The organism is Wenjunlia tyrosinilytica (assembly GCF_014646055.1).
GTDB classification, from domain to species: Bacteria; Actinomycetota; Actinomycetes; order Streptomycetales; family Streptomycetaceae; genus Wenjunlia; species Wenjunlia tyrosinilytica.
On record NZ_BMMS01000034.1, the window covers coordinates 56,817 to 78,821 of the forward strand.

Genomic DNA, 22,005 nt, shown 5'->3' on the forward strand with positions numbered 1-22,005 from the left:
CCGCGCCCGCGCCGCCTCAGTCGGCCTCGGCCCTGTGCGGGACGAAGGCGCCGAGGTCCAGGCTGATGTCGAACGGAACGGGACGTTTCACGGTGCCCCGGAAGATTCCGGCTGGGGCGTACCGGCGGGTCGGGGCGTCCAGCTCGTAGACATGCGTGACCGGCGTGCCGCCCTCGTCCTCGATGCACCAGTAGTGGTCGATGCCGGCCTCCGCGTATTTGCGGAGTTTGACGGTTCGGTCCCGGTGGGCGGACTCGGGCGGGACGACCTCCACGACCAGTTGCACATCGGCGGGATCGAACCATGTGCGGTCGGGATCGTACGGCGCGGTGGTCACGAGGAGGTCCGGCTCCGGCCGGTTGCGCTGGTCGAGCCGGATGGTCATCTCCCGCTCCACTTCGACTCCGGCGGGTGCCTGCTCGGCGAGCGCGACGGTGAGCGCGGTGACCAGGCGCCCATGCCAGGACCGTAGCGGGGACATCATGAAGACGAGGGCTCCGTCGATCAGCTCGGTGCGGCGGGGCGCCTCGGGGAGGCGGTCCAGGTCCTCCGCGAACCAGCCTTCCGCGCGCGGCGGGCGCATCCAGTCGGGCAGTGCGGTCATGGGACAACGCTGGCGACTCCGGCTGTCGGCGGAGGAGGGCTCGGGCTGGTCAGACGGCCGCGGCCATGCGCTTCACCGCTTCCCTCAGGAGGTCCGGGGACGTGGCCAGGTTCAGGCGGGCGTAGCCCTCGCCGCCTGTGCCGAAGCCTTGGTTCGAGGTGAGGGCCACGCGTCCCCGGTCCAGGAAGGTCTGGGCAGGGTCGTCGCCCAGGCCGAGGGCCCGGCAGTCCAGCCAGGCCAGGAAGGTGCCCTCGGGCGGGCGGTAGACGATTCCCGGCAGGCGCTCCGCCAGGAGGGTGGTCAGCAGGTGGCGGTTTTCGTCGAGGCCCGTCAGGAGGGCGTCCAGCCAGTCCCCTCCGTGGCGCAGGGCCGCCGCGTGGGCTATCGCGCCCAGGTGGCTCGGGCCGTGGCCGACCTCCTCCGGCATACGGGCCAGGTCGCCGAGGGCCTCGGGGCCCGCTATGGCCAGGGCCGCCTTGAGTCCGGCCAGGTTCCATGCCTTCGACGCCGACATCAGGGAGAACGCGCGCTCCGCGCCCGGCACCGACAGGTACGGCACATGCGTCGCGCCCGGCAGCACGATCGGGGCGTGGATCTCGTCGGCCACGACCCGCACACCGTGCGCGTTCGCCAGCCGCGTCACGGCGGACAGTTCGGCCTCGGTGTGGACGGTGCCGGTGGGGTTGTGCGGGCTGCACAGCAGGTAGGCGGCCGGTCGCCCGCCCTCCCTCGCGCGGAGGAACGCCGCCTCGGTGGCCTCGAGGTCGAGCCGGTGGTCGCAGCCGAGCGGGGCCTCGACGATCCGGCGGTCCATGTGCTCCACGAACAGGTAGAACGGCTGGTAGACCGGCGAGTTGACCACCACGGCGTCACCCGGGCCGGTCACCAGCTTCAGCATCTCGACGATGCCCAGCATCACATCGGGCACGATCGCCGTGTGCGCGGGTTCCACGTGCCAGCCCCAGCGCTTCGTCGCGAACTCGTCGAGCGCCTCGGCGTACGCCGGTCCCGCCGGGTAGCCGGTGTCGCCGAGGTCGAGCGCGTCGGCGAGCGCCCGCTTGATCGGCTCGGCGAGCGGCACGTCCATCTCCGCCACCCAGACGGGCAGGACGTCGTCGGGGTACTGGCGCCACTTCATGCTGGTGCGGCGGCGCAGTTCCTCCACGGACAGCTGGCAGAGCGGGTTGGATCCGCGGCTCTCCATATCTCAACTGTGCTGGGTGCGCCCACCGCCGGGCAACAGGTACGACCGGGGGTTTTGGGCCTGACAGTCCGGGCGCCCCGCCCCGCCCGATACCCAGGAGGCGCCCAGCCCCGCCCGGTACCCCGGACGCGCCCCGCCCCGATCGCCTGCCGCGCCTTACGTGGCCGGGTCCGCCACCGGGGCGGGTGGCTGGCGCTGGAGGCGCAGCTGCAACCAGCAGGAGAGCCGGTCGTCGGGGTGGTCGAGGTCGATGCCGAACAGCTCCCGGGCCCGCCTCAGCCGGTACTTGAGCGTGTTGGGGTGGACGGTCAGCCGCTGGGCCGCCTCCGCGACATTGCCGACCGCGTCCAGCCAGGCGGTGACCGAGGCGGCGTAGTCGGTGCCGCGGGCGCGGTCGTGCTCGACCATCGCGTCGATGCCCGGGTGGCGCAGCCCGGGCCTGCGGGCGAGCTGGTCCGACAGGTGGACGAGGAGCACCCGGGCATGCGTCGCCGCGAGGTCGGACACCGGCGGAGCGTCCGGATCGGTGGTGGTCACGCGCAGGATGTCGTCCACCTCGGCGCGCAGCTCGGGCAGCTCGGCCGGATCGGCGGCCTGGCGGCTCACGGCGGCGCGGACCGTTGCGTCCAGGGTGCGGCCGAGGGCGGCGACGGCCTGCTCGGCGAGACGGCGGGCGGTGGCCGGGGAGTCGTGCGGCAGGAGGACGTAGACGGTGCGCCCCACGGTGGCCACGGCCGACTCCGCGTGCACGGCCGCCCAGTGCCGGGCCGCGGCGGCGCTCAGCCGGACGGCGAGGGGGACCCCGCGCTCCGGGACACCGGCGGGCGCGAGACCGAGCAGGGTCAGGCGCGGACGGTCGGGCAGCCCCAGGCGGAACCGCGCTTCCTCGGGCCCCCAGCCGCCGTCCAGCGCGCCGCGCAGCGCGTCCTCATGGGCCCGCATCTCGAGCTCGGCGGCGCTGCGGCGGCGCAGCATGTGCAGGGCGGCGAGACGGGCGCCGTCCAGCAGGGCCCGGCCGCCGTCGGCGTCGATGGGGGTGTCTGCCTCGATGGCCCAGATGGTGCCGAGCGGCAGGTCGCCGGCCCGGATGGCGACCGCGGCGCGGGGCAGCTCGTCCGGGGCGAGGACCGCCAGGCGGACCACACCGGTGGCAGCCAGGACGTCCCGGTACTGGCGCAGCTGCTCGGGCTGGTCGGGCACGCGCCGGTTGAGGATGCCGCGGCGGCGCAGCTCGTCGATGCGCTGGCCGGGCAGCGAGGAGTACGCGAGCACGCGGTGGTCCAGGTCCTCGATCGCCACGGACCCGCCGATGACCGCCGCGATGGCGTTGGCCAGGGCGAACAGCTCCTCGCTGGTCCCGTCGAGGGTTGGCGATTCCGGCAATTCCATGGGCGGAGCCTAGGCGATTTCGCCAACGACCGGCAGGGCCGCAGCCCCCAGCATGGTGCGAACCGCCCGGTTCGCCGGACTGCCGGACTGCCGGTTCGCCGGTCCGTCGGTCCGTCGGTCCGTCGGTTCGCCGGTCCGTCGGTTCGCCGGTCCGTCGGTCCGTCGGTCCGTGGGTCCCCGGGATCGCCACCGGCACATCACCGCGCGCTCACCCCCCGATGAGCGACCAGCCGCCGCCCCCAACCAGCCGCCGCCCCCAACCACCCGCCGCCAACCAGCCGCCCCCACCAACCAGCGAGGAGAGGTCCATGCCACGTGGGACCACCACGACCGTGTCCCCGGCCGAGCCCCTTGACCGGACCCGGCCCCCGGCCGGGTCGTCCGCCACCGAGCGGCTGGCCGGGCTCTTTCCGCCCGGCACCACGGTCGGGCCGGACGGCGCCCTGGTCATCGGCGGATGCCACGTGGAGGAGCTCGCCGAGCGGTACGGCACCCCGGCGCTGGTCGTGGACGAGAACGCCCTGCGGGCCCGGGCCCGCAGATACGCGGACGGGCTCGCCGACCGGTGGCCGAACTCCCGGGTGGCCTTCGCCTCCAAGGCGTTCCCCTGCACCGGCGTGTACCGCGTGCTCTCCGACGAAGGCCTGGGCATCGACGTGGCGAGCGGCGGTGAGCTGACCCTGGCGCTCGCCGGGGGCGCCGACCCCGAGGGCCTGGTGGTGCACGGCAATGCCAAGACCGAGGAAGAGCTCCGGATGGCCGTGGACGCCGGCGCCGGTCTGATCGTCATCGACAACTTCGACGACATCGACCGCCTCGAGCGGATCCTCGCCGAGACGCGCGGCCGCGAGCAGGGTGTGCTGGTCCGGGTGACCCCCGACATCCGCCCCGACACCCATGAGGCGATCACCACCGGGCAGCGCGGCTCCAAGTTCGGCCTCCTGGTGGACCAGGCGCGTGAGGCAATCGCCAGGCTGCGCGGCAGCGACCGGCTGCGGCTCGACGGGGTCCATGTCCACGTGGGCTCGCAGATCCTCGACACGGAGCCCTTCGCCCGCGCGGTGGAGGCGGTGGCGGAGCTCGGCGAGTTCGCGGTGTACGACCTCGGCGGCGGCCTCGGCGCCCGTTACACCTACGACGACCGGCCACCGACGGTCGAGGAGTATCTGGACGCGCTGGTCGGCGTCGCCCGCCGGGTGCTGCCCGCCAAGGCCCGCGTCGTCATCGAGCCCGGCCGGTCGATGGTCGCCGAGGCGGGGGTGTCCCTCTACCGCGTGGTGACCGTCAAGCACAGCGGCGCCGAGACCTTCGTGGCCGTGGACGGCGGCATGGGCGACAACCTCGAGGTCTCGCTCTACGGGCAGCGTTTCGAGGCCGCCGTCGCCACCCGCGTGGGCGGCGGGCGCCCCGTTCGCCTGGTCGGCCGCCACTGCGAGTCCGGGGACGTGCTCAGCGCCGGGGTGCCGCTGCCCGATCCGCGGCCCGGCGACCTGATCGCCGTACCCGTCACCGGCGCCTACACCTACTCACTCAGCAACAACTACAACGGCGCCCGCAGGCCCCCCGTCGTGATGTGCCGCGACGGCGAGTCACGGCCGGTCGTGCGCCGCGAGACGTACGAGGACCTGATGCGCCGCGATCTGGTCTGAGTCCGCCGCTCCTGCTCACCTCCGCTCCCAGCACCGCCCCGTGAACGTGAACCGCGAACCGCGAACCGTGAAAGAGGCCGCCATGACCACCGATGTGACATTCCGTCACCAACTGCTCAGACGCAAGCCGGTGAACGCCTTCCTCGCCGACGCCGACGCGTCGGCCCACGGCGGCGGCCTGCGCCGCACGGTCGGAACCTTCCAGCTCACGATGATCGGCATCGGGGCGACCATCGGCACCGGCATCTTCTTCGCCCTCGACGCGGCCGTGCCCGAGGCCGGCCCCGCGGTGGTCCTCTCCTTCGTCATCGGCGCGGTCACCGCCGCGCTCACCGCGCTCTGCTACGCCGAACTGGCCTCCGCCGTCCCGGTCTCGGGCTCGTCGTACTCCTACGCCTACGCCACCCTAGGCGAGTTCGCGGCCTGCGCGGTCGGCTGGTGCCTCCTGCTGGAGTACGCGGTCTCCGGAGCGGCCATCGCGGTCAGCTGGGGACAGTACCTCAACGACCTGACGGAGCGCCTGTTCGGCTTCCACATGCCCGACGCGATATCCGCCCCGCCCGGCGCGGGCGGCTACCTCAATCTGCCCGGCGCGGTCCTGGTCCTCATGTGCTGCCTCCTCCTGGTTCGCGGCGCCAAGGAATCGGCCGTGGTCAACACGGTGATGGTGCTGCTGAAGCTGGGTGTACTGGCGCTGTTCGTGGTCGTGGGCGCCACCGGCTTCCACGCCGGGAACCTCCACCCCTTCGCCCCCATGGGCATGGCCGGCGTCGGCGCCGCGGCCTCCACCGTCTTCTTCTCCTTCATCGGCCTCGACGCCGTCTCCACCGCGGGCGAGGAGGTGCGCAATCCGCGCCGTACGCTGCCGCTGGCCATCATCTGCGCCCTGGTCGTCGTGACCACCGTCTACGTACTCGTGGCGCTGGTCGGTGTCGGTGCCCAGCCCTGGACCTCGTTCAAGGGCCAGGAGGCAGGCCTTTCGGTGATCCTGTCCGATGTGACGGGGGCGGGCTGGCCCGGTGTCCTGCTCTCGGCGGGCGCGGTGCTCTCGATCGTCAGCGTCACCCTCGTGGTGCTGTACGGGCAGACCCGCATCCTGTACTCGATGGGCCGGGACGGCATCCTGCCGAGCGCCTTCCACCGGGTGGACGCGCGCACCGGCACCCCGGTGCTGGGCACGGTGATCGTCGGCTCGTTCGTGGCGGTACTGGCCGCCGTCGTGCCCCTCGATGTGCTGGCGGACCTGACCAGCATGGGGACGCTGGTGGCGTTCGCCGTGGTCTCGATCGGGGTGATGATCCTTCGGCGGACGGCGCCCGGACTGGAGCGCGGCTTCAAGGTTCCGGGATACCCGGTGGTGCCGGTGCTCTCGGTCGCCTTCTGCGGCTACCTGCTGTACGGCCTGCCCCTGGCGACGTATGTGATGTTCGGCGTCTGGCTGGTCATGGCGCTGGCGGTGTACTTCTTCTACAGCCGCCACCACTCCAGGCTCCAGCCGGGCGACACGGACGAGGCCACCGAGCCGGCGCTGACGCTCTGAACCCACCGCGCTCCGGATCAACCGTCCCGGAAACCCCGAAGCCCGGAAGCCCGAAACCCCGAAGCCCGGAAGCCCGAAACCCGGAAACCCGGAAACCCGGAAACCCGGAAACCCGGAAAGCCGGAAACGGAAGCCGGAAACGAAACCCGGAAAGCAGAGTTCGCACCCGCCCCGCGGCCGCGGCCCTCATGGGGCCGTGGCCGCAGCGGCGAGCGGCCGGGTTCCCGCACGCGAAGGCGATGGCACGCGTGGAACCCCGTTGCCGCAGGGCCCCCGTTTCCCCCGTCACGTTCCCTGCGGCAAGGACAACTCTGCCCGGCCCCGCTGACGCCTCGCTGACGTCCGGCTGACTGGCGCACAGCCACTTGCCATCGGCCCGGGGCCGGCGTCAGAACACCGACCAGTCGGAGAGTGTCGTGAACGAGTCAAGGGCCGTTGTCGCGCCGACCGAGTTGCCCGACGGGTCCAGCGCGGGGCTCCACGCGCACAGCGCTCCCCTGCCCGGGACGATCGCCAGGATGCCGCCGCCCACGCCGCTCTTGCCGGGCAGGCCCACGCGGTAGGCGAACTCGCCTGCCGCGTCGTACGTTCCGCAGGTCAGCAGTACGGCGTTGACCCGCTTCGCGTCGCTGCGCGAGAGCAGCCGGGTGCCGTCCGCCCGCACGCCGTGCCGGGCGAGGAGTCCGCCGACCAGGGCGAGGTCACGGCAGCTCGCGACCATGGCGCAGTGGGCGTAGTAGTGCTCGAGAACGGTGTCCACAGGGTTGTGGAGATTGCCGAAGTGCGCGATGAAGTGGGCGAGCGCGGCATTGCGGTGGCCGTGCTGCGACTCGGAGAAGGCCACCTCGGGGTCGACGGCCACGAGCGGGTTGCCCGACTCGGCCCGTACGAAGTCCAGCACCGCGCCGAGAGCGTCACCGGTGACCGTGTGCAGGGCGTCGGTGACGACGAGCGCGCCCGCGTTGATGAAAGGATTCCGCGGAATGCCGTGCTCGGTCTCGAGCTGGATCAGGGAGTTGAACGGGTTTCCCGACGGCTCGCGCCCGACCCTCTTCCACAGCGCGTCGCCGCCATGGGCCAGGGCGAGGGCGAGGGTGAACAGTTTGGAGATGCTCTGCACGGAGAAGGGGCGGTCCCAGTCGCCCACGCCGTGCACCTCCCCGCCGACCGTGGCGAGCGCCATGCCGAACGCCTCGGGGTCCGCCGACGCCAGGGCCGGGATGTAGTCGGCCACCCTGCCGGTGCCGAGCACGGGGCGCGCGGCGGCCATGGCCTCGTTGAGCAGTTGCCGGTAGTCGACGTCGACGTTCACGGGCGCCATTGTGCCCGGCGGGGGCGCCGGGGCAGACGGAGCGGCCCCGGTACTCGTCATCCACCTGAAGGTCACTCAATGGTGTGGCCGGTCTCCGTTGGTGGTCTTGATTGCGGAAAGGATCTGTGATCATACTCTCCGTGACCGCGTGGCCGGAGCTTCGGACTCCGCTACGGGTCGTGGACTGTTTGAGCACCGTTGCGGGGTACCGGTCGACCTGTTGGAGGGGCACGTGCCATTCGGCGAGCAGCCCGCGTACCTACGGGTCGCGGCCGATCTGCGAAAGAAGATCATCGAGGGTGATCTCCTCCCCGGTGCACGGCTGCCCTCGCAGAAGCAGATCCGCGAGGACTACGACGTCTCCGACACGGTCGCCCTGGAGGCGCGCAAGATCCTGATCGTGGAGGGCTTCGTCGAGGGACGGTCGGGTTCGGGCACCTATGTGCGTGAGCGCACCAAGCCGCAGCGCCTGGCCCGCTCCGGACTGCGGCCGATAGGGCGTTCGACGCCGTTCCGGCAGGAGCAGGCCGACGAGGCCTCGAACGGCACCTGGCAGGCGGAGAGCTCGGCGGAGCAGGCGGCGCCCTGCGTCGCCGAGCGGCTGCGGATCGAGGCGGGGGACCGGGTGATGCGCACCCGCTATGTCTTCCGGACGGCGAACGAGCCGGTGATGCTGTCGACGTCCTGGGAGCCGCTGGCGGTGACCGGGCGTACGCCGGTGATGCTGCCCGAGGAGGGCCCGGTCGGCGGCCGGGGTGTCGTGGAGCGGATGTCGGCCATAGACATCGTCGTCGACAACGTAGTCGAGGAGGTCACCGCCCGGCCGTGCCTGGCCGAGGAGGCGACGGCGCTGGGCGGGGTCGCGGGGCATGTGGTCCTGGTGATCCACCGCACGTACTTCGCCTCGGACCGGCCGGTGGAGACCGCCGACATCGTGGTGCCGTCCGACCGGTTCCGGCTCTCGTACCACCTGCCGGTGCGCTGACCGCTCCCGGCGTGGGCGCGGCCGCCCCTGCCCCCTCCGTGCGCCGCAACCGCCCCGCCCGCCCGCCGCTCCACCGAAAGGATCCGGCCACTCCCGCACCGCGACTCGTCACGCTGTGCAGTGGCGGGGCGCAGCCGCCTTTGGTTGCCGCTGGAAACGGCGGCTCCCACTCCTGGCGGCCCAACCCGCGGAGCGCCTGGCGCCCCCGCCCGGCCCCGCGCGGCGGTGTGCGCGGGAGCCACCCTCCTGGTCCCCGCGCACACCATTCCCCGGCGCCACCCGGTGGTCGGTCGGCCGTGCGGTCCACGAGGGACCGTCGCCAGGACCGTGTGCCCACCTTGGGGGACCCGCCCGTTGCCTGCCTTGAGTCTCGGTGGAGTCCCGGGGGTAGGCTCACGAACATGCGGATCGCCGTCTCCTCGGACATGGACGAACCGGTGGCCAGGCTGCTCCTCGCGGAGCTGCGCCGCCGCGGACACGATGTGCTGGCGCACGGGGCGCTGCGGCCGGGGGACGATGCCCGGTGGGCCGCCTGCTCGGCGGCCGCGGCCCGGGACGTGGCCGAGGGCCGCGCCGATCAGGGTGTGGTGTGCTGCTGGACCGGGACCGGCGCCTCCATGGCCGCCAACAAGGTCCCGGGCGTGCGGGCGGCCCTGTGCCCGGACTCCGCCACGGCCGACGGGGCCCGCCGCTGGAACGACGCCAATGTCCTCGCCCTCAGCCTGCGCCTGACCTCGGAGCCGCTGCTGAGGGAGATCCTCGACGCCTGGTTCGCCGGGGAGCCGAGCGAGGACCCCGAGGACCGGGCGAATGTGAAGCTGCTCGAGGACGCCGAGCGGTGAAGGACGCCGAGCGGTGAGGGTCGTCGTCGGCGGCGCCGTCCTGCGCGAGGGGCGGCTGCTCGCCGCCCGGCGCAGCGCCCCCGCGGAGCTGGCGGGCGGCTGGGAGCTTCCCGGGGGCAAGATCGAGTCCGGGGAGGACGAGCCGGGCGCGCTGGTGCGGGAGCTGCGCGAGGAGCTGGGGGTCGAGGTCCGGCCTCTGGAGCGTGTTCCGGGCGAGTGGCCGCTGGGCCGCGGCCATGTGCTGCGGGTGTGGACCGCGGAACTGCTCAGCGGTGAGCCGGAGCCCCTTCAGGACCACGATGCCCTGCGCTGGCTGGGCCCTGACGACCTGGGGGAGGTCGAGTGGTTGGAGCAGGACCGCCCTGCGGTTGCCTTCGTGGCCGGGATGCTGGACGGTGTCGGGCAGGTGGAGCAACCGGTGGATTAGCGCCTTCCGGCGTGGGTACAGGGCCCGCAATATCGGGTATGTGACCCGATAGTCCGATATGACCAAAAGTCGCTTTTCTGATTTCCTGTTCCTGATTTCTCGGGGTCCACACCGGCCCCAGTTCCCATGGCCCGCTGGGGGACGACGTGACCGACGCGGTAGGCGCGCATGACGCGTCGTCCCGGCACGCCCGCCGCAACGCCGGTCTGCAACCCGCCTCCGCGCCGGCCAGCTACACCGCCACGGGCACCCTCCTCGACACCCTCCGCGTCGCCGTCGTCATGCTCGACACCTCCGGGCGCATCGTCCTGTGGAGCCCGCCCGCCGAGGAGATGCTGGGCTGGGCGGGGGAGCACGTCGTAGGACGCCGTGTCGGCGCCTTCCTCGACACCCGCGACCCCGCCGACGGGTTCGCCCAGGGCAAGCAGGTGCGAGCCGCGACCGTTCCCGTGCCGGGCGCCGGAGAGCGCATCCTCGCGCAACTGCTGCGCATCGGCCGGTGGAACGGCATCCTTCCGCTGCGCCACCGCGACGGGCGCACCGTGCAGGTCGAGGCCCGTGCCAGCCTGCTCGTGGACGGCGACGGCAAGCCGTTCGTGCTCGCCTCCTTCGCCGAGACCAGCACCGTGCGCACGGTCGAGCACGACCTCGCGGTCCTGGACTCCCTCTTCGACACCTCACCGCTGGGCGTGGGCGTCTTCGACACCCAGCTGCGCTTCGTCCGGGTCAACGAGGCCCTCGCCCGGATGAACAACCTGCCGATGGAGGCGCACCTCGGCCGCACCGTCAAGGAGATCCTCGACGAGCCCACCGCCCAGGAGCTCACCATCCTCCAGCAGAACGTGCTCAGGACCGGTGTCCCCGTCGTGGACCTGACCACGCTCGCCTCCGGCGGCGGAGGCTACCGCTCGGTCTCGTACCACCGGCTCGAGGACCGCAGCGGGAAGGTGCTCGGCATCAGCTGCACCGTCATGGACGCCACCGACCGCCACGCGGCCGCCGCCAACGTCGAGCGGGCCCGCCACCGCCTCGTCCTCCTCAACGACATCGGTGCCCGCCTCGCCGTGCACCTCGAGGTCCCCCGGATGGCGCAGGAGCTGGCGGAGGCCGTCGTCCCCCGCTTCAGCGACTACGCCGGGGTGATCCTGCTCCAGGACGTGGTCCGCGGCGGCGACCTCCCGAGGACCCCGCACACCCGGTTCACCCCGCTGGTGCAGCTCGGTGCCGCGGCCGCCGAGGACAGCATCGCGGCGGAGCGCATGCTCGGCCTCGGCGAGCGGATGGCGTTCAGCGAGGAGTCCATCTTCGAGTGTGTGCTCCACACCGGCCTGCCCCAGCTCGTGGACTCCCGGGAAGCGCTCGCCGACACCACCTTCCCCGGCGACCCCCGGGTGCAGATCGCGATGGACCTCGGCATCCACTCCCTGATGGTGCTGCCGCTGCGGGCCCGCGGCATCGTCCTCGGGCTGCTCGTCATCAGCAGGGCCGGCTCCCGTGAGCCGTTCGACCGCGACGACCTCCAGCTCGCCATGGAGATCGCCGACCGCGCCGGAGGGTCGCTGGACAACGCCCGCCTCTACGCGCGTGAACGCGAAGGCGCGCTCATGCTCCAGCGCAGCCTGCTCCCGCAGACCGTCCCCAAACCCCTCGGGGTCCAACTGGCCTTCCGCTATGTGCCCGGCAGCAGCGGCACCGAGGTCGGCGGCGACTGGTTCGACGTGATCGCGCTCGCGGGCGGCCGGGTGGCGTTCGTCGTCGGCGACGTCATGGGCCACGGGCTGCGCGCCGCCGCCACCATGGGCCGGCTGAGCACCGCCGTGCGCACCCTCGCCCAGCTCGACCTGCCGCCTGCCAAGCTGCTGAGCCACATCAACGACCTCGCGGACGACCTCGCGCACGGCCCGGACGAACCGCTCATGGCGACGTGCGTCTACGCCGTCTACGACCCCGCCACCCGCAAGGTCTGCGTCGCCAAGGCAGGGCACGTTCCCCCGCTCATCGTCGAACCCGGCCTCAACGGCAAGGTGCGCCAGGTCGAGATGCCGTCCGGGGCGCCGCTCGGCGTGGGCGGGGTGGACTTCGAGGGCGTCGAGTTCGAGGTGTCCGACGGCGCCGTGCTCGTCCTCTACAGCGATGGGCTGGTCGAGAACCGCGGGGAGGACATCTCCGCCGGGATCGACCGCCTCATCGGTGTGCTCAACCGCCGCCATGCCGACCTCGAGGACGCCTGCGACGACATCCTCGCCCGGCTCGAGCCGGGCCACGAGCCCGACGACGTCGCGGTGGTCATGGCCCGGCTCGGCGGGCTGCCGCAGGGCACGGCGAGCGCGTGGACGTTCACCGCGGATCCCACCGTCGTCTCCCGCGCCCGAAGGCTGGTGCGGCAGACCCTGCGCGAGTGGGAGCTGACGGCGCTCGACGACACCACGGTCCTGCTCGTCAGCGAGCTCATCACCAACAGCCTGCGGTACGCACGCGGCCCGATCGGACTGCGGATGGTACGCGGCTCCTCACTGCTCGTCGAGGTCTCCGACCCGCTGCCCGATCCCCCGCTGGAACGCCTGGTCGACACCACCGACGAGGGCGGCCGGGGGCTGCAACTGGTGGCCCACAGCTCCCGCCGGTGGGGTACCCGACACACCCCGAACGGCAAGGTCGTGTGGTTCGAACTCGCCCTGCCGGGTAGCTGACCCAGGATCGGAGCGGTACTGCCGTCCACCGGCGCGTGCGACGAAATGATGCTGTGATCGTCAACACCGTGCGACGCACGGTTGAAATGCTGAATACTCGGAGGCGGCCGGTTCCGGGTGGTGAGCTGCTGGAGGGGTCGGGTACGTGAGCGACGACATGCCAGCGAGGGCAGAAATCTCCAACGCGAGCGCCACCAACGGCGCGCATCGGGGCTCCTGCGCGCCCGCGGAGAGGACGGAGGCCGCCTCTGACGAGGCGGCAGGCGAACAGCGCGTGCCCGCGTGGAGCACGATCCCGCCCGGGTCCATCTACGACTACCTTCGGGTGGCCTCGTTCTCGATCGGGCCCGACGGGCGCGTGGACCAGTGGAGCGAGCGGGCCGCCGAGTTCTTCGGCATCACCGCCGAAGACGCCATCGGCAAGGATCCGCTCACCGTGTGCGTCCCCCGCGACCTGCGCGAGGACCAGGCCGACGCCTGGGAGCACATCCTCGACGGCCGTGAGTGGATAGGCATCGCGCCCTACCGCGACGCGGGCGGGCGCGAGGGGCTCGCCGAGATCTATGTGATGCCCGCCGACGACGGGGACCGCCGGCGCGGCGCCGTCTGCATAGCCGTGGACGTCCGTGTCCTGCGCGGCATAGAGACCGACCTGGCAGCCTCGCAGGCGGTGCTGGGCGAGTCACCGATGGGCTTCTTCCTCTTCGACGCCTCCCTGAAGATGCTGCGGGTCAACGAGCGCTTCGCGTGCGCCTTCGGCAAATCGGCCGCGGACATGCGCGGCATCACCGTCCACGACCTGCTGCCGCGGGTCGAGGCCGACCGGCTGTCCACCGCGCTCGGCCAGGTCCTCGATTCCGGCAGCCCCGTCTTCGACATGCAGGTCGTCGGCACCGTGCCCACGCAGCCCGGGCGCCGCCGCTGGGCGCTGTCCCTGTTCCGCCTCCACAGCGGCGGCGGCCGCCCGATAGGCGTGGCGGGACTGGCCGTTGACGTCACCGGACGGCAGCGGGCCGAACGGGAGGCGGCCAACGCCCGCCGCAACCTCGCCCTCCTCAACGAGGCCGGGGCCCGCATAGGCAACTCCCTCGACCTCGAGACCACCGCCCGCGAGCTCCTGGCGGTCACCGTCCCCCACTTCTGCGACCTGGCCTCCGTCGACCTCTACCAGGCGCTCTTGACCGGTGACGACCTCGACGCCGTGGGCGGTGGCGCGAGCGAGGGCAGCGGAGAGCTGCGCCGGGTCGCGTTCGCCAGCGCCGTCTCGGACGGGCCCGTCTCCCTGGGCTGCGAGGCGCCGGGCGAGGAGGGGCCGGTCCAGGTCGGGGGTGTGCACCGCTACCCGTTCGCCTCCGCGTGCGCGAAGGCGCTGTCCACCGCGCAGACCAGGACCATCGGGGTGGGCGGCGGCTCGGAGAGCGAACTGGGCAATGTCGTCCAGTCCACGCTCGTCGTGCCGATGGTCGCCCGCGACACCGTGCTCGGCCTGGTGCAGTTCGCCCGCGCCAAGGGCAGCGAGCCTTTCGGCGACCGCGACACCGCGCTCGCCGAGGAACTCGCCTCGCGCGCCGCGGTCTGCATCGACAACGCCCGCCTGTACCGCCGTGAGCACGAGCGGGCCCTGATACTGCAGCGCAGCCTGCTGCCACCGGGCAACCCCGAGGCGGCCGGCCTCGACATCGCCTGCCGCTACCTTCCCGGAGCCGCCGCCACCGAGGTCGGCGGCGACTGGTTCGACGTGATCGAACTGCCCGGCCACCGCACCGCCCTGGTCGTCGGCGACGTCATGGGCCGAGGGCTGAGGGCCGCCGTCGCCATGGGCGAACTGCGCACCGCCGTGCGGACCTTGGCGCTGCTCGACCTCGAGCCGGCCGAGGTGCTGACCGCGCTGGACGAGATCGCCCGGGGCCTCGGTGAGCCCGGCGGAGGGCGCAGCCGCCGCACCAAGGCCAAGGAACGCGAGGGCGCCGACCTGTCCGAGGTGTACCTGGCCACGTGCGTCTACGCCGTCTACGACGCGGTCACCCGCCGCTGTACGTTCGCCAACGCCGGCCATCTGCCGCCCGTCCTGGTGCAGCCCGGCGAGCGCGCTCTCATGCTGGATGTGCCGCCCGGCATGCCGCTGGGCGTCGGCGGGGAGCCGTTCGAGGAGATAGACGTCGAACTGCCCAACGGAGCGCTGCTCGGCCTCTACACCGACGGCCTGGTCGAGTCCCGCCACCAGTCCCTCGACGACGGCCTCGCCGCCTTCCGCAGCGCGCTGGACGGCCAGCCCAGGACGCTCGAGGACACCTGCGACCATGTCCTGGCCACGCTCGACACCCACCACGGCGAGGACGACATCGCCCTGCTGATGGCCAGGATCCAGGCGCTGTCCGACGACGTGGTGGGCGACTGGACACTCCCGCCCTCACCCACGTCCGTGGCCCGCGCCCGTGAACTCTCCCGCGCCCGGCTGGGCGACTGGGGGCTGGACGGGCTCGTCGACACCACCGAGCTGCTGGTCAGCGAGCTGGTCACCAACGCCCTGCGGCACGGCGAGGGCGACATCCGGCTGCGCCTCCTGCTGGACCGGACGCTGGTGTGCGAGGTGTGGGACGCGGGGCTGGTCCAGCCGCGCCGCCGCAGGGCCCGCGACACGGACGAGGGCGGGCGCGGACTGCAGCTGGTGAGCCTGCTCGCGGACGGCTGGGGGAGCCGGCGCACTCCGCTGGGGAAGACGGTCTGGTTCGAGCTGTCCCTGCCGGACGGCGACGCCCCGGCCCAGGACCCGGTGGACGCGCTGCTGAGCCTGTTCTGAACGCCCTCGAACGACATGTGAGGGAGCGCCCGGCCCCGCACGGGCCGGGCGCTCCCTCACGGATGCGCGCCTATCCCTCCCGGCGGCGGATCTTGTTGCCCAGCCAGACCAGCGGGTCGTACTTGCGGTCGGCAGCCCGTTCCTTCAGCGGGATGAGCGCATTGTCGGTGATCTTGATGTGCTCGGGGCAGACCTCGGTGCAGCACTTGGTGATGTTGCAGTAGCCGAGGCCGTGCTCCTCCTGCGCCGAGCGCTTGCGGTCCAGCCCCCGCTCCTCGGCGGCGTCCAGGGGATGCATGTCCAGCTCCGCGATGCGCATGAGGAACCGGGGCCCGGCGAAGACGGGCTTGTTCTCCTCGTGGTCGCGCACGACATGGCAGGTGTTCTGGCACAGGAAGCACTCGATGCACTTGCGGAACTCCTGCGAGCGACCCACGTCCTCCTGCATCATCCGGTACTCACCCGGCGCCACCCCGGCCGGAGGGGCGAACGACGGGATCTCACGTGCCTTCGTGTAGTTGAAGGACACATCGGTCACCAGGTCCCGGACGACCGGGAAGGCGCGCATCGGGGCGACCGTGATCGTCTCCGACTCGTCGAAGACCGACATCCGGGTCATGCACATCAGCCGCGGGCGGCCGTTGACCTCCGCGCTGCACGAACCGCACTTGCCCGCCTTGCAGTTCCACCGCACGGCCAGGTCGGACGCCTGGGTGGCCTGCAGCCGGTGGATGATGTCGAGGACGACCTCGCCCTCGTTCACCTCCACGTCGAAGTCGCGCAGTTCGCCGCTCTTGTCGTCGCCCCGCCACACCCTGAAGTGGGCTGTGTAGCTCACTGCGCAAGCTCCTCGTCCGTGAGGTACTTCAACAACTCGCCCTGCTCGAACAGGGCCAGCAGGTCAGGCCGGATCGGCGGGTTCTCCCGCCTGGTGAGCGAGATCTGCCCCGAGGCGGCGTCAGCGGTGCCGGCGAGGTCGCAGACGAGGTTGACGCGCCGCCATCGGCGGTCCATCTCGGGGTAGTCGTCGCGGGTGTGGCCGCCGCGGCTCTCGGAGCGCTCCAGAGCGGCCCTGGCCACGCACTCGGAGACGAGGAGCATATTGCGCAGGTCCAGCGCGAGGTGCCAGCCCGGATTGAACTGCCGGTGCCCCTCCACGCCGGCGCGGACGGCCTCCTGACGCAGCTTCGCCAGCCGCTCCAGCGCCTCTCCCATCTCCTCGGCCCGCCTGATGATGCCGACCAGGTCGTTCATCGTCTGCTGGAGGCGCTGATGGACGCTGTACGGGTTCTCCGGCAAAGTCCCGGCCGCCCCGTCGGCCTCCGGCACATGGAACGGGCTCAGCGCCTCGGCCGCCGCCGCGTCGACCTGCTGGGGCAGGATGCTCGGCCGCGCGTCCGCCAGCGAGGTGACATAGGTGGCGGCGTGCAGCCCGGCACGGCGGCCGAAGACCAGCAGGTCGGACAGCGAGTTGCCGCCTAGCCGGTTCGACCCGTGCATACCGCCCGCGACCTCGCCCGCCGCGTAGAGACCGGTCACGCCCCTCGCCGCCGCGGTGTCGGGCTCGACGTCCACACCGCCCATGACGTAGTGGCAGGTGGGCCCGACCTCCATCGGCTCCGCCGTGATGTCGACGTCCGCCAGTTCCTTGAACTGGTGGTGCATCGACGGCAGCCGGCGTTTGATCTCCTCGGCGGGCATCCGGGTGGAGACGTCGAGGAAGACCCCGCCGTGCGGGCTGCCGCGCCCGGCCTTGACCTCGGAGTTGATGGCGCGGGCCACCTCGTCCCTGGGCAGCAGCTCGGGCGGCCTTCGGTGCTTCTCCGGATCGGTGTACCAGCCGTCCGCCTCTTCCTCGGACTGCGCGTACTGGTTCTTGAACACGTCCGGGACGTAGTCGAACATGAAGCGCTTGTTCTCGCTGTTGCGCAGCACCCCGCCGTCCCCGCGCACCGACTCGGTGACGAGGATGCCCTTCACCGACGGCGGCCAGACCATCCCGGTGGGGTGGAACTGCACGAACTCCATATTGATCAGCGAGGCACCGGCCAGCAGCGCCAGGGCGTGGCCGTCGCCCGTGTACTCCCAGGAGTTCGACGTCACCTTGAAGGACTTGCCGATACCGCCGGTGGCCAGCACCACCGCGGGCGCCTCCACGACGAAGAACCGGCCGCTCTCCCGGGCGTATCCGAAGACCCCGCTGACCCGGGCGCCGCCGCCGGGGGAAGCGCCCGCGGCGGGCCCGCCCTCGGGGGAGCCACCGCCGGGCTCGGTGAGCACCCGGGTGACCGTGCACTCCTGGAAGACCTTCAGCCGTGCCTCGAAGTCCCCGAACTCCCGCTCGTCCTCCTGCTGGAGGGAGACGATCTTCTGCTGGAGGGTGCGGATCAGCTCCAGCCCCGTGCGGTCGCCGACGTGCGCCAGGCGCGGGTACTCATGACCGCCGAAGTTGCGCTGGCTGATCCTCCCTTCCTTCGTGCGGTCGAACAGGGCTCCCCAGGTCTCCAGTTCCCATACCCGGTCCGGGGCCTCCTGCGCGTGCAGCTCGGCCATCCTCCAGTTGTTGAGGAACTTGCCCCCGCGCATGGTGTCCCGAAAGTGGACCTTCCAGTTGTCGCCCGCGTTGACGTTGCCCATGCTGGCCGCGATTCCGCCCTCGGCCATCACGGTGTGCGCCTTGCCGAACAGCGACTTGCAGATGACCGCCGTCCGCATGCCCTGCGCCCTGGCCTCGATCGCCGCGCGCAGGCCCGCACCGCCCGCCCCCACCACCACCACGTCGTACGTGTGGCGCTCCGCCTCCGTCATTTCGCTCCTGGCTTTCTAGAAGAACCGCGGGTCGTCGAAGGCGCCGCTGGCGAGCAGGTACACATACAGGTCCGCCACCGCCACGCTGACCAGGGACGACCAGGCAAGGAGCATGTGGCGCTCGTTGAGCCTGCCCACCCAGCCCCACAGCCGGTAGCGCACGGGGTGCTTGGAGAAGTGCTTCAGCCGGCCGCCGACGATGTGCCGGCACGAGTGGCAGGAGACGGTGTAGGCCCAGATCAGGGCGATGTTCGCCCAGAGCACCAGGGTGCCCAGGCCCATGTGCCCCCACTCGCCGTCGGCGTCGCGGAAGGCGAGCACCGCGTCGAAGGTGAGGATCCCCGCCACCACGATCGCGAAGTAGAAGAAGTAGCGGTGGATGTTCTGCAGGATCAGCGGGAAGCGCGTCTCACCGGTGTAGCCACCGTGCGGCTCCGCCACCGCGCAGGCCGGGGGAGAGGCCCAGAACGACCGGTAGTAGGCCTTGCGGTAGTAGTAGCAGGTGAGCCGGAAGCCCAGCGGGAAGATCAGGATGATCAGCGCGGGGGACAGCTTCCACCAGTCGCCGAGCAGCTGCCAGTCGGCGCCGCCCTGCATGTCGACGCAGTTGGCCGCCAGACAGGGCGAGTAGAACGGTGAGACGTACGGCGCCGCGTAGTAGTCGCCGTTGGCGAACGCGCGCCAGGTCGAGTAGACGATGAAGGCCAGCAGGCCCAGAGCCGTGACCAGCGGCGCGAGCCACCAGCGGTCGGTCCGCAGGTGCTTGTCAGGGATGGCCGCGCGTCCCTGGGTGTGGATGCCGCCGCGGGTCGGGGCGGGGGACGCGCGTTGTGGTTCCACGTCATCGGCCGAACTGTCGGGGTCGGGTTGGATTTGGGTTCCGGTGGCCAAAGGGGTCTCCGAGTGGGCGGGTGACCGGATGGGGAGTGGACCGGAGCCTCGTCAGGGAGCGTGCCCGTGGGGTGAGCCGAGGCCCTCGTCCTCACCGGGCCCCCACAAAGTGGGGTCGTAGGGGGCGTCGGGAATCGTGACCATGCCGGGCTCGGGCGGCGGCTTCGGGGCGCTGGGATCCGTGGAGGACTCCCTCAGCAGCGCCAGGCTCTCGCGCAGGTGCGCGGCGTCGCTCCGCACACGGCGCAGGTCCAGGCTGTCGCCGAGTTCGCCGGAGAGGCGGTTCACCGAACGGACGAGGTCGTCCAGCGTGCGCTGGACGTGGTTCAGGTCGTCGTGCAAGGACATGGAGTGTCCTCACCTCCGCTGAGTGGCGGTGTGGCGTACATCACAGTCAAGGTTAGCGGTGTGGCCTGCGGCACGCGCAAGCGAGTCTCGCGCGGCGGGGTCCGCTTGTGAAGAGATCGGTCGGAACGAATCATGATTGGCCGAACCCCGCAGTGCTCCGGGCGGGTGGCCTTCGCCGGTCCGATGATGTGCCGGCTTCCTCGGCGGGCAGGCATCGGGTCCAACAGGTGCGATAAGTAGCAAATCACCCTGTATGGCCAACGCTGTCCGGATGGCACAAGGAGCGCCCATGCCCACTGGCGGACGACACACCGTGATCCGTGGCGGCACGGCCGCTCTCGCCGGTCTGCTGGTCCTCCCGGGGCTGGCCTCCTGCACGGCGCAGCCGCACAGGGCGACCCCTCTGATGCCCACCTCCGACATCGCGGCGGCGCCTCGGGCGCAGGTCAAGGACGGCGGGCAGCTGCGCTGGGCGATCGACGCGGTCCCCACCACGTTCAATGTCTTCCAGGCCGACGCCACCGCCGACAGCTCCCGGGTGACCGGCGCGGTCCTGCCGTCGCTGTTCGTCCTGGACGAACGCGGCCACCCCCGGCGCAACGGTGACTACCTGACCTCCGCCGAGGTCACCGCCAAGCGCCCCAAGCAGACCGTGGTCTACAAGATCAACCCCAAGGCCGTGTGGACCTCCGGCAAACCGATCACCGCCGCCGACTTCGAGGCGCAGTGGAAGGCGCTGGGCGGCTCCGACGCCTCGTTCTGGCCCGCGAGGAACGACGGCTACCGGCAGATCGAGAAGGTCGGCAAGGGCGGCTCCGACCGCGAGGTCGAGGTCACCTTCTCCCAGCCCTACGCGGACTGGCAGTCGCTGTTCACCCCGCTCTACCCGAAGTCCGTCACGGGCAAGCCGAGCTCCTTCAACGACGGCTCGCGCAAGAAGCTCAAGGAGACCGCGGGCCCGTTCACCCTGGGGAAGGTCGTCCGCAAGGGCTCCGGCGCCTCGGTGACGCTGACCCGCAACGGCAAGTGGTGGGGCGACCGCGCCAAGCTCGACAAGGTGGTCCTCGTCCCCGTCCCCCAGGACAAGCGCGTCGACGCGCTCGCCAAGGGCACCCTCGACCTCGCCGACCTGGACCCGGACCCGACCGCCGCCAAGAAGGGCAAGGACGGACCGCTCGCCCGGCTCTCCTCGGCCCCCGGGCTCACCGTGCGCAAGGCCGCCGAGGCCGCGTTCACCCAGCTCACCCTCAACGGCAGCACCGGCCCGCTCGCCGACGAGCAGGTCCGCCGGGCCGTGGCCCGCGCCATCGACCGGAAGGCACTGGCCAAGACGGTGCTGAGCCCACTCGGCCTGCCCGTGGGCACCCTCGGCAGCCACCTCTACATGGGCGCTCAGGACGGCTACAAGGACGGCAGCTCCGCGCTCGGCGGCCCCGACCGCAAGTCCGCCGAGGCACTGCTGAGCAAGTCGGGCTGGAAGCCGGGCCCCGCGGGCCGCGGCCCGTCGCCGTCGGGCGCCGCCGCCCCGGCCGAGTCCGCGAGCGCCCACCCGGAGCGGCCGAAGAAGCACGACGGCAAGAAGGACGAGCACAAGAAGGAGGAGGAGAAGGCAAAGAAGGCGGACGGCGAGGAGAACGCGGAGGGCGAGGAGAACGCGGGCGGCGAGGAGAAGGCGGGCCGCGAGGACAACACCGAGAAGGGCGAGAAGTCCGCCAAGAAGAAGGAGAAGAAGTCGAAGAGCGACCCGAACGCCAAGGTCGTCCACCTCGCCGAAGCCGGCTCGGGCTCGGGCTCCGGCTCCGGCTCGAACTCCAACTCCAACTCCCAGCGCACCGTGAGCGTCGTCGAACCCGGCTCGGTCCGCGTCAAGGAGGGCAAGTCCCTCTCCCTGCGCCTGCTCGTACCGCAGAGAGCCGCCGCCCTGAGCGCCGTCGGCGACCAGGTGGCCGCGATGCTCTCCAAGATCGGCGTGCGCACCGAGGTCACCCGCGTCGGGGACGACAGCTTCTTCCGGGACCACGTGGCCTCCGGTGACTTCGACCTGGCCCTGTTCTCCTGGCCCGCCACCGCCTTCCCGGCGACCGATGCCCGCTCGATCTACGCCAAGCCGCTGCCCGCGCCCGACGGCTCGCTGATCGTCGAGCAGAACTTCGCCCGCGTGGGCACCGACGAGATCGACCAGCTCTTCCACCAGGCCTCCCGGGAGCTGGACCCCAAGGAGTCGCGCAAGCTCGCCTCCCGCGCCGACGCCCGGATCTGGGCCGCCGCGGGCTCGCTGCCCCTCTACCAGCGCCCCGAGGTCGTCGCCGTGAAGCGGTCCGTGGCCAACGCCGGGGCGTTCGGATTCCTCACCCCCCGCTACCAGGACATCGGCTACACCCGATAGCACGCTCGCGGGCCGGGCGGCCGGGCCCGTCGGCCGAGGAGGATCAGCTAAGCGGGGTAGTAGCTCGCGGAGGGGCCGGAGCACGGGCACGTACCATGGGTGCTGAGCCGCGGCGCGCCCGCCCGGCGGG

The 22,005-nt window shown here is 71.8% G+C and carries 16 protein-coding genes; 8 read left to right on the plus strand and 8 right to left on the minus strand.

Annotated elements, in window-relative coordinates; all coding sequences use genetic code 11:
- Window positions 1-16 precede the first annotated feature (16 nt).
- The 3 genes from IEY86_RS29630 to IEY86_RS29640 form a co-directional block, all read right to left on the minus strand.
- Window positions 17-604, minus strand: coding sequence for a Uma2 family endonuclease (locus IEY86_RS29630; RefSeq protein WP_189134974.1), 588 nt, complete (start codon window positions 602-604; stop codon window positions 17-19).
- 49 nt (window positions 605-653) lie between these two features.
- Entirely contained in the window at window positions 654-1,808 is a 1,155-nt protein-coding gene (locus IEY86_RS29635; RefSeq protein ID WP_189134975.1) for a MalY/PatB family protein, read from the minus strand.
- Between the two features lie 156 nt (window positions 1,809-1,964).
- Window positions 1,965-3,197 (minus strand): PucR family transcriptional regulator, encoded by a 1,233-nt coding sequence (locus tag IEY86_RS29640; RefSeq protein ID WP_189134976.1) that lies wholly within the window; start codon window positions 3,195-3,197, stop codon window positions 1,965-1,967.
- 308 nt (window positions 3,198-3,505) lie between these two features.
- Here IEY86_RS29640 and lysA point away from each other — a divergent pair, with 308 nt between their 5' ends.
- Both lysA and IEY86_RS29650 read left to right on the plus strand, forming a co-directional pair.
- Complete coding sequence (lysA, locus tag IEY86_RS29645) at window positions 3,506-4,846, plus strand: diaminopimelate decarboxylase (protein WP_189134977.1); 1,341 nt, start codon at window positions 3,506-3,508, stop codon at window positions 4,844-4,846.
- 82 nt (window positions 4,847-4,928) lie between these two features.
- On the plus strand, window positions 4,929-6,386 hold the full coding sequence (locus IEY86_RS29650; protein WP_189134978.1) for an APC family permease: 1,458 nt from the start codon (window positions 4,929-4,931) through the stop codon (window positions 6,384-6,386).
- A 388-nt stretch (window positions 6,387-6,774) separates the two neighbouring features.
- Here the strand turns inward: IEY86_RS29650 and IEY86_RS29655 are convergent, their stop codons facing one another.
- Entirely contained in the window at window positions 6,775-7,707 is a 933-nt protein-coding gene (locus IEY86_RS29655) for a glutaminase (protein ID WP_265805825.1), read from the minus strand.
- A 223-nt stretch (window positions 7,708-7,930) separates the two neighbouring features.
- On the opposite strand from IEY86_RS29655, the gene IEY86_RS29660 reads away from it, so the two are divergent.
- The 5 genes from IEY86_RS29660 to IEY86_RS29680 all read left to right on the plus strand — a co-directional run bounded on the left by IEY86_RS29660 (window position 7,931) and on the right by IEY86_RS29680 (window position 15,442).
- On the plus strand, window positions 7,931-8,683 hold the full coding sequence (locus tag IEY86_RS29660) for a GntR family transcriptional regulator (RefSeq protein WP_189134980.1): 753 nt from the start codon (window positions 7,931-7,933) through the stop codon (window positions 8,681-8,683).
- A gap of 401 nt (window positions 8,684-9,084) precedes the next feature.
- On the plus strand, window positions 9,085-9,525 hold the full coding sequence (locus tag IEY86_RS29665; protein ID WP_189134981.1) for an RpiB/LacA/LacB family sugar-phosphate isomerase: 441 nt from the start codon (window positions 9,085-9,087) through the stop codon (window positions 9,523-9,525).
- Between the two features lie 13 nt (window positions 9,526-9,538).
- Window positions 9,539-9,952 (plus strand): (deoxy)nucleoside triphosphate pyrophosphohydrolase, encoded by a 414-nt coding sequence (locus IEY86_RS29670; RefSeq protein ID WP_189134982.1) that lies wholly within the window; start codon window positions 9,539-9,541, stop codon window positions 9,950-9,952.
- A gap of 146 nt (window positions 9,953-10,098) precedes the next feature.
- Window positions 10,099-12,642 carry a SpoIIE family protein phosphatase gene (locus tag IEY86_RS29675; RefSeq protein WP_229698865.1) on the plus strand — a complete coding sequence of 848 codons (2,544 nt, stop codon included), beginning with the start codon at window positions 10,099-10,101 and terminating at the stop codon, window positions 12,640-12,642.
- Window positions 12,643-12,799: 157 nt separating this feature from the next.
- Window positions 12,800-15,442, plus strand: a complete 2,643-nt coding sequence (locus IEY86_RS29680; protein ID WP_189135000.1) for a SpoIIE family protein phosphatase — start codon at window positions 12,800-12,802, stop codon at window positions 15,440-15,442.
- Between the two features lie 70 nt (window positions 15,443-15,512).
- Here IEY86_RS29680 and IEY86_RS29685 read toward each other — a convergent pair whose 3' ends face one another.
- From IEY86_RS29685 to IEY86_RS29700, 4 genes are all read right to left on the minus strand, one after another.
- Entirely contained in the window at window positions 15,513-16,280 is a 768-nt protein-coding gene (locus tag IEY86_RS29685) for a succinate dehydrogenase/fumarate reductase iron-sulfur subunit (RefSeq protein ID WP_189134983.1), read from the minus strand.
- Window positions 16,277-18,250 carry a fumarate reductase/succinate dehydrogenase flavoprotein subunit gene (locus IEY86_RS29690; protein WP_189134984.1) on the minus strand — a complete coding sequence of 658 codons (1,974 nt, stop codon included), beginning with the start codon at window positions 18,248-18,250 and terminating at the stop codon, window positions 16,277-16,279. The genes IEY86_RS29685 and IEY86_RS29690 overlap by 4 nt, the downstream gene beginning before the upstream one ends.
- A 15-nt stretch (window positions 18,251-18,265) precedes the next feature.
- Window positions 18,266-19,090, minus strand: a complete 825-nt coding sequence (sdhC, locus tag IEY86_RS29695) for a succinate dehydrogenase subunit SdhC (protein WP_189134985.1) — start codon at window positions 19,088-19,090, stop codon at window positions 18,266-18,268.
- A gap of 102 nt (window positions 19,091-19,192) precedes the next feature.
- Window positions 19,193-19,489, minus strand: coding sequence for an Rv0250c family protein (locus IEY86_RS29700; protein ID WP_189134986.1), 297 nt, complete (start codon window positions 19,487-19,489; stop codon window positions 19,193-19,195).
- A gap of 289 nt (window positions 19,490-19,778) precedes the next feature.
- Between IEY86_RS29700 and IEY86_RS29705 the strand changes: the two genes are divergently transcribed.
- Window positions 19,779-21,875, plus strand: a complete 2,097-nt coding sequence (locus IEY86_RS29705; RefSeq protein WP_189134987.1) for an ABC transporter family substrate-binding protein — start codon at window positions 19,779-19,781, stop codon at window positions 21,873-21,875.
- The last annotated feature ends 130 nt before the right edge of the window (window positions 21,876-22,005 follow it).

What these genes read in the sequence shown, in the direction of transcription:
- IEY86_RS29630 (WP_189134974.1), bottom strand. Translation starts at nt 604, where the DNA reads ATGACCGCACTGCCCGACTGGATGCGCCCGCCGCGCGCGGAAGGCTGG.
- IEY86_RS29635 (WP_189134975.1), bottom strand. Translation starts at nt 1,808, where the DNA reads ATGGAGAGCCGCGGATCCAACCCGCTCTGCCAGCTGTCCGTGGAGGAA.
- IEY86_RS29640 (WP_189134976.1), bottom strand. Translation starts at nt 3,197, where the DNA reads ATGGAATTGCCGGAATCGCCAACCCTCGACGGGACCAGCGAGGAGCTG.
- lysA (WP_189134977.1), top strand. Translation starts at nt 3,506, where the DNA reads ATGCCACGTGGGACCACCACGACCGTGTCCCCGGCCGAGCCCCTTGAC.
- IEY86_RS29650 (WP_189134978.1), top strand. Translation starts at nt 4,929, where the DNA reads ATGACCACCGATGTGACATTCCGTCACCAACTGCTCAGACGCAAGCCG.
- IEY86_RS29655 (WP_265805825.1), bottom strand. Translation starts at nt 7,707, where the DNA reads ATGGCGCCCGTGAACGTCGACGTCGACTACCGGCAACTGCTCAACGAG.
- IEY86_RS29665 (WP_189134981.1), top strand. Translation starts at nt 9,085, where the DNA reads ATGCGGATCGCCGTCTCCTCGGACATGGACGAACCGGTGGCCAGGCTG.
- IEY86_RS29680 (WP_189135000.1), top strand. Translation starts at nt 12,800, where the DNA reads ATGCCAGCGAGGGCAGAAATCTCCAACGCGAGCGCCACCAACGGCGCG.
- IEY86_RS29690 (WP_189134984.1), bottom strand. Translation starts at nt 18,250, where the DNA reads ATGACGGAGGCGGAGCGCCACACGTACGACGTGGTGGTGGTGGGGGCG.
- IEY86_RS29700 (WP_189134986.1), bottom strand. Translation starts at nt 19,489, where the DNA reads ATGTCCTTGCACGACGACCTGAACCACGTCCAGCGCACGCTGGACGAC.
- IEY86_RS29705 (WP_189134987.1), top strand. Translation starts at nt 19,779, where the DNA reads ATGCCCACTGGCGGACGACACACCGTGATCCGTGGCGGCACGGCCGCT.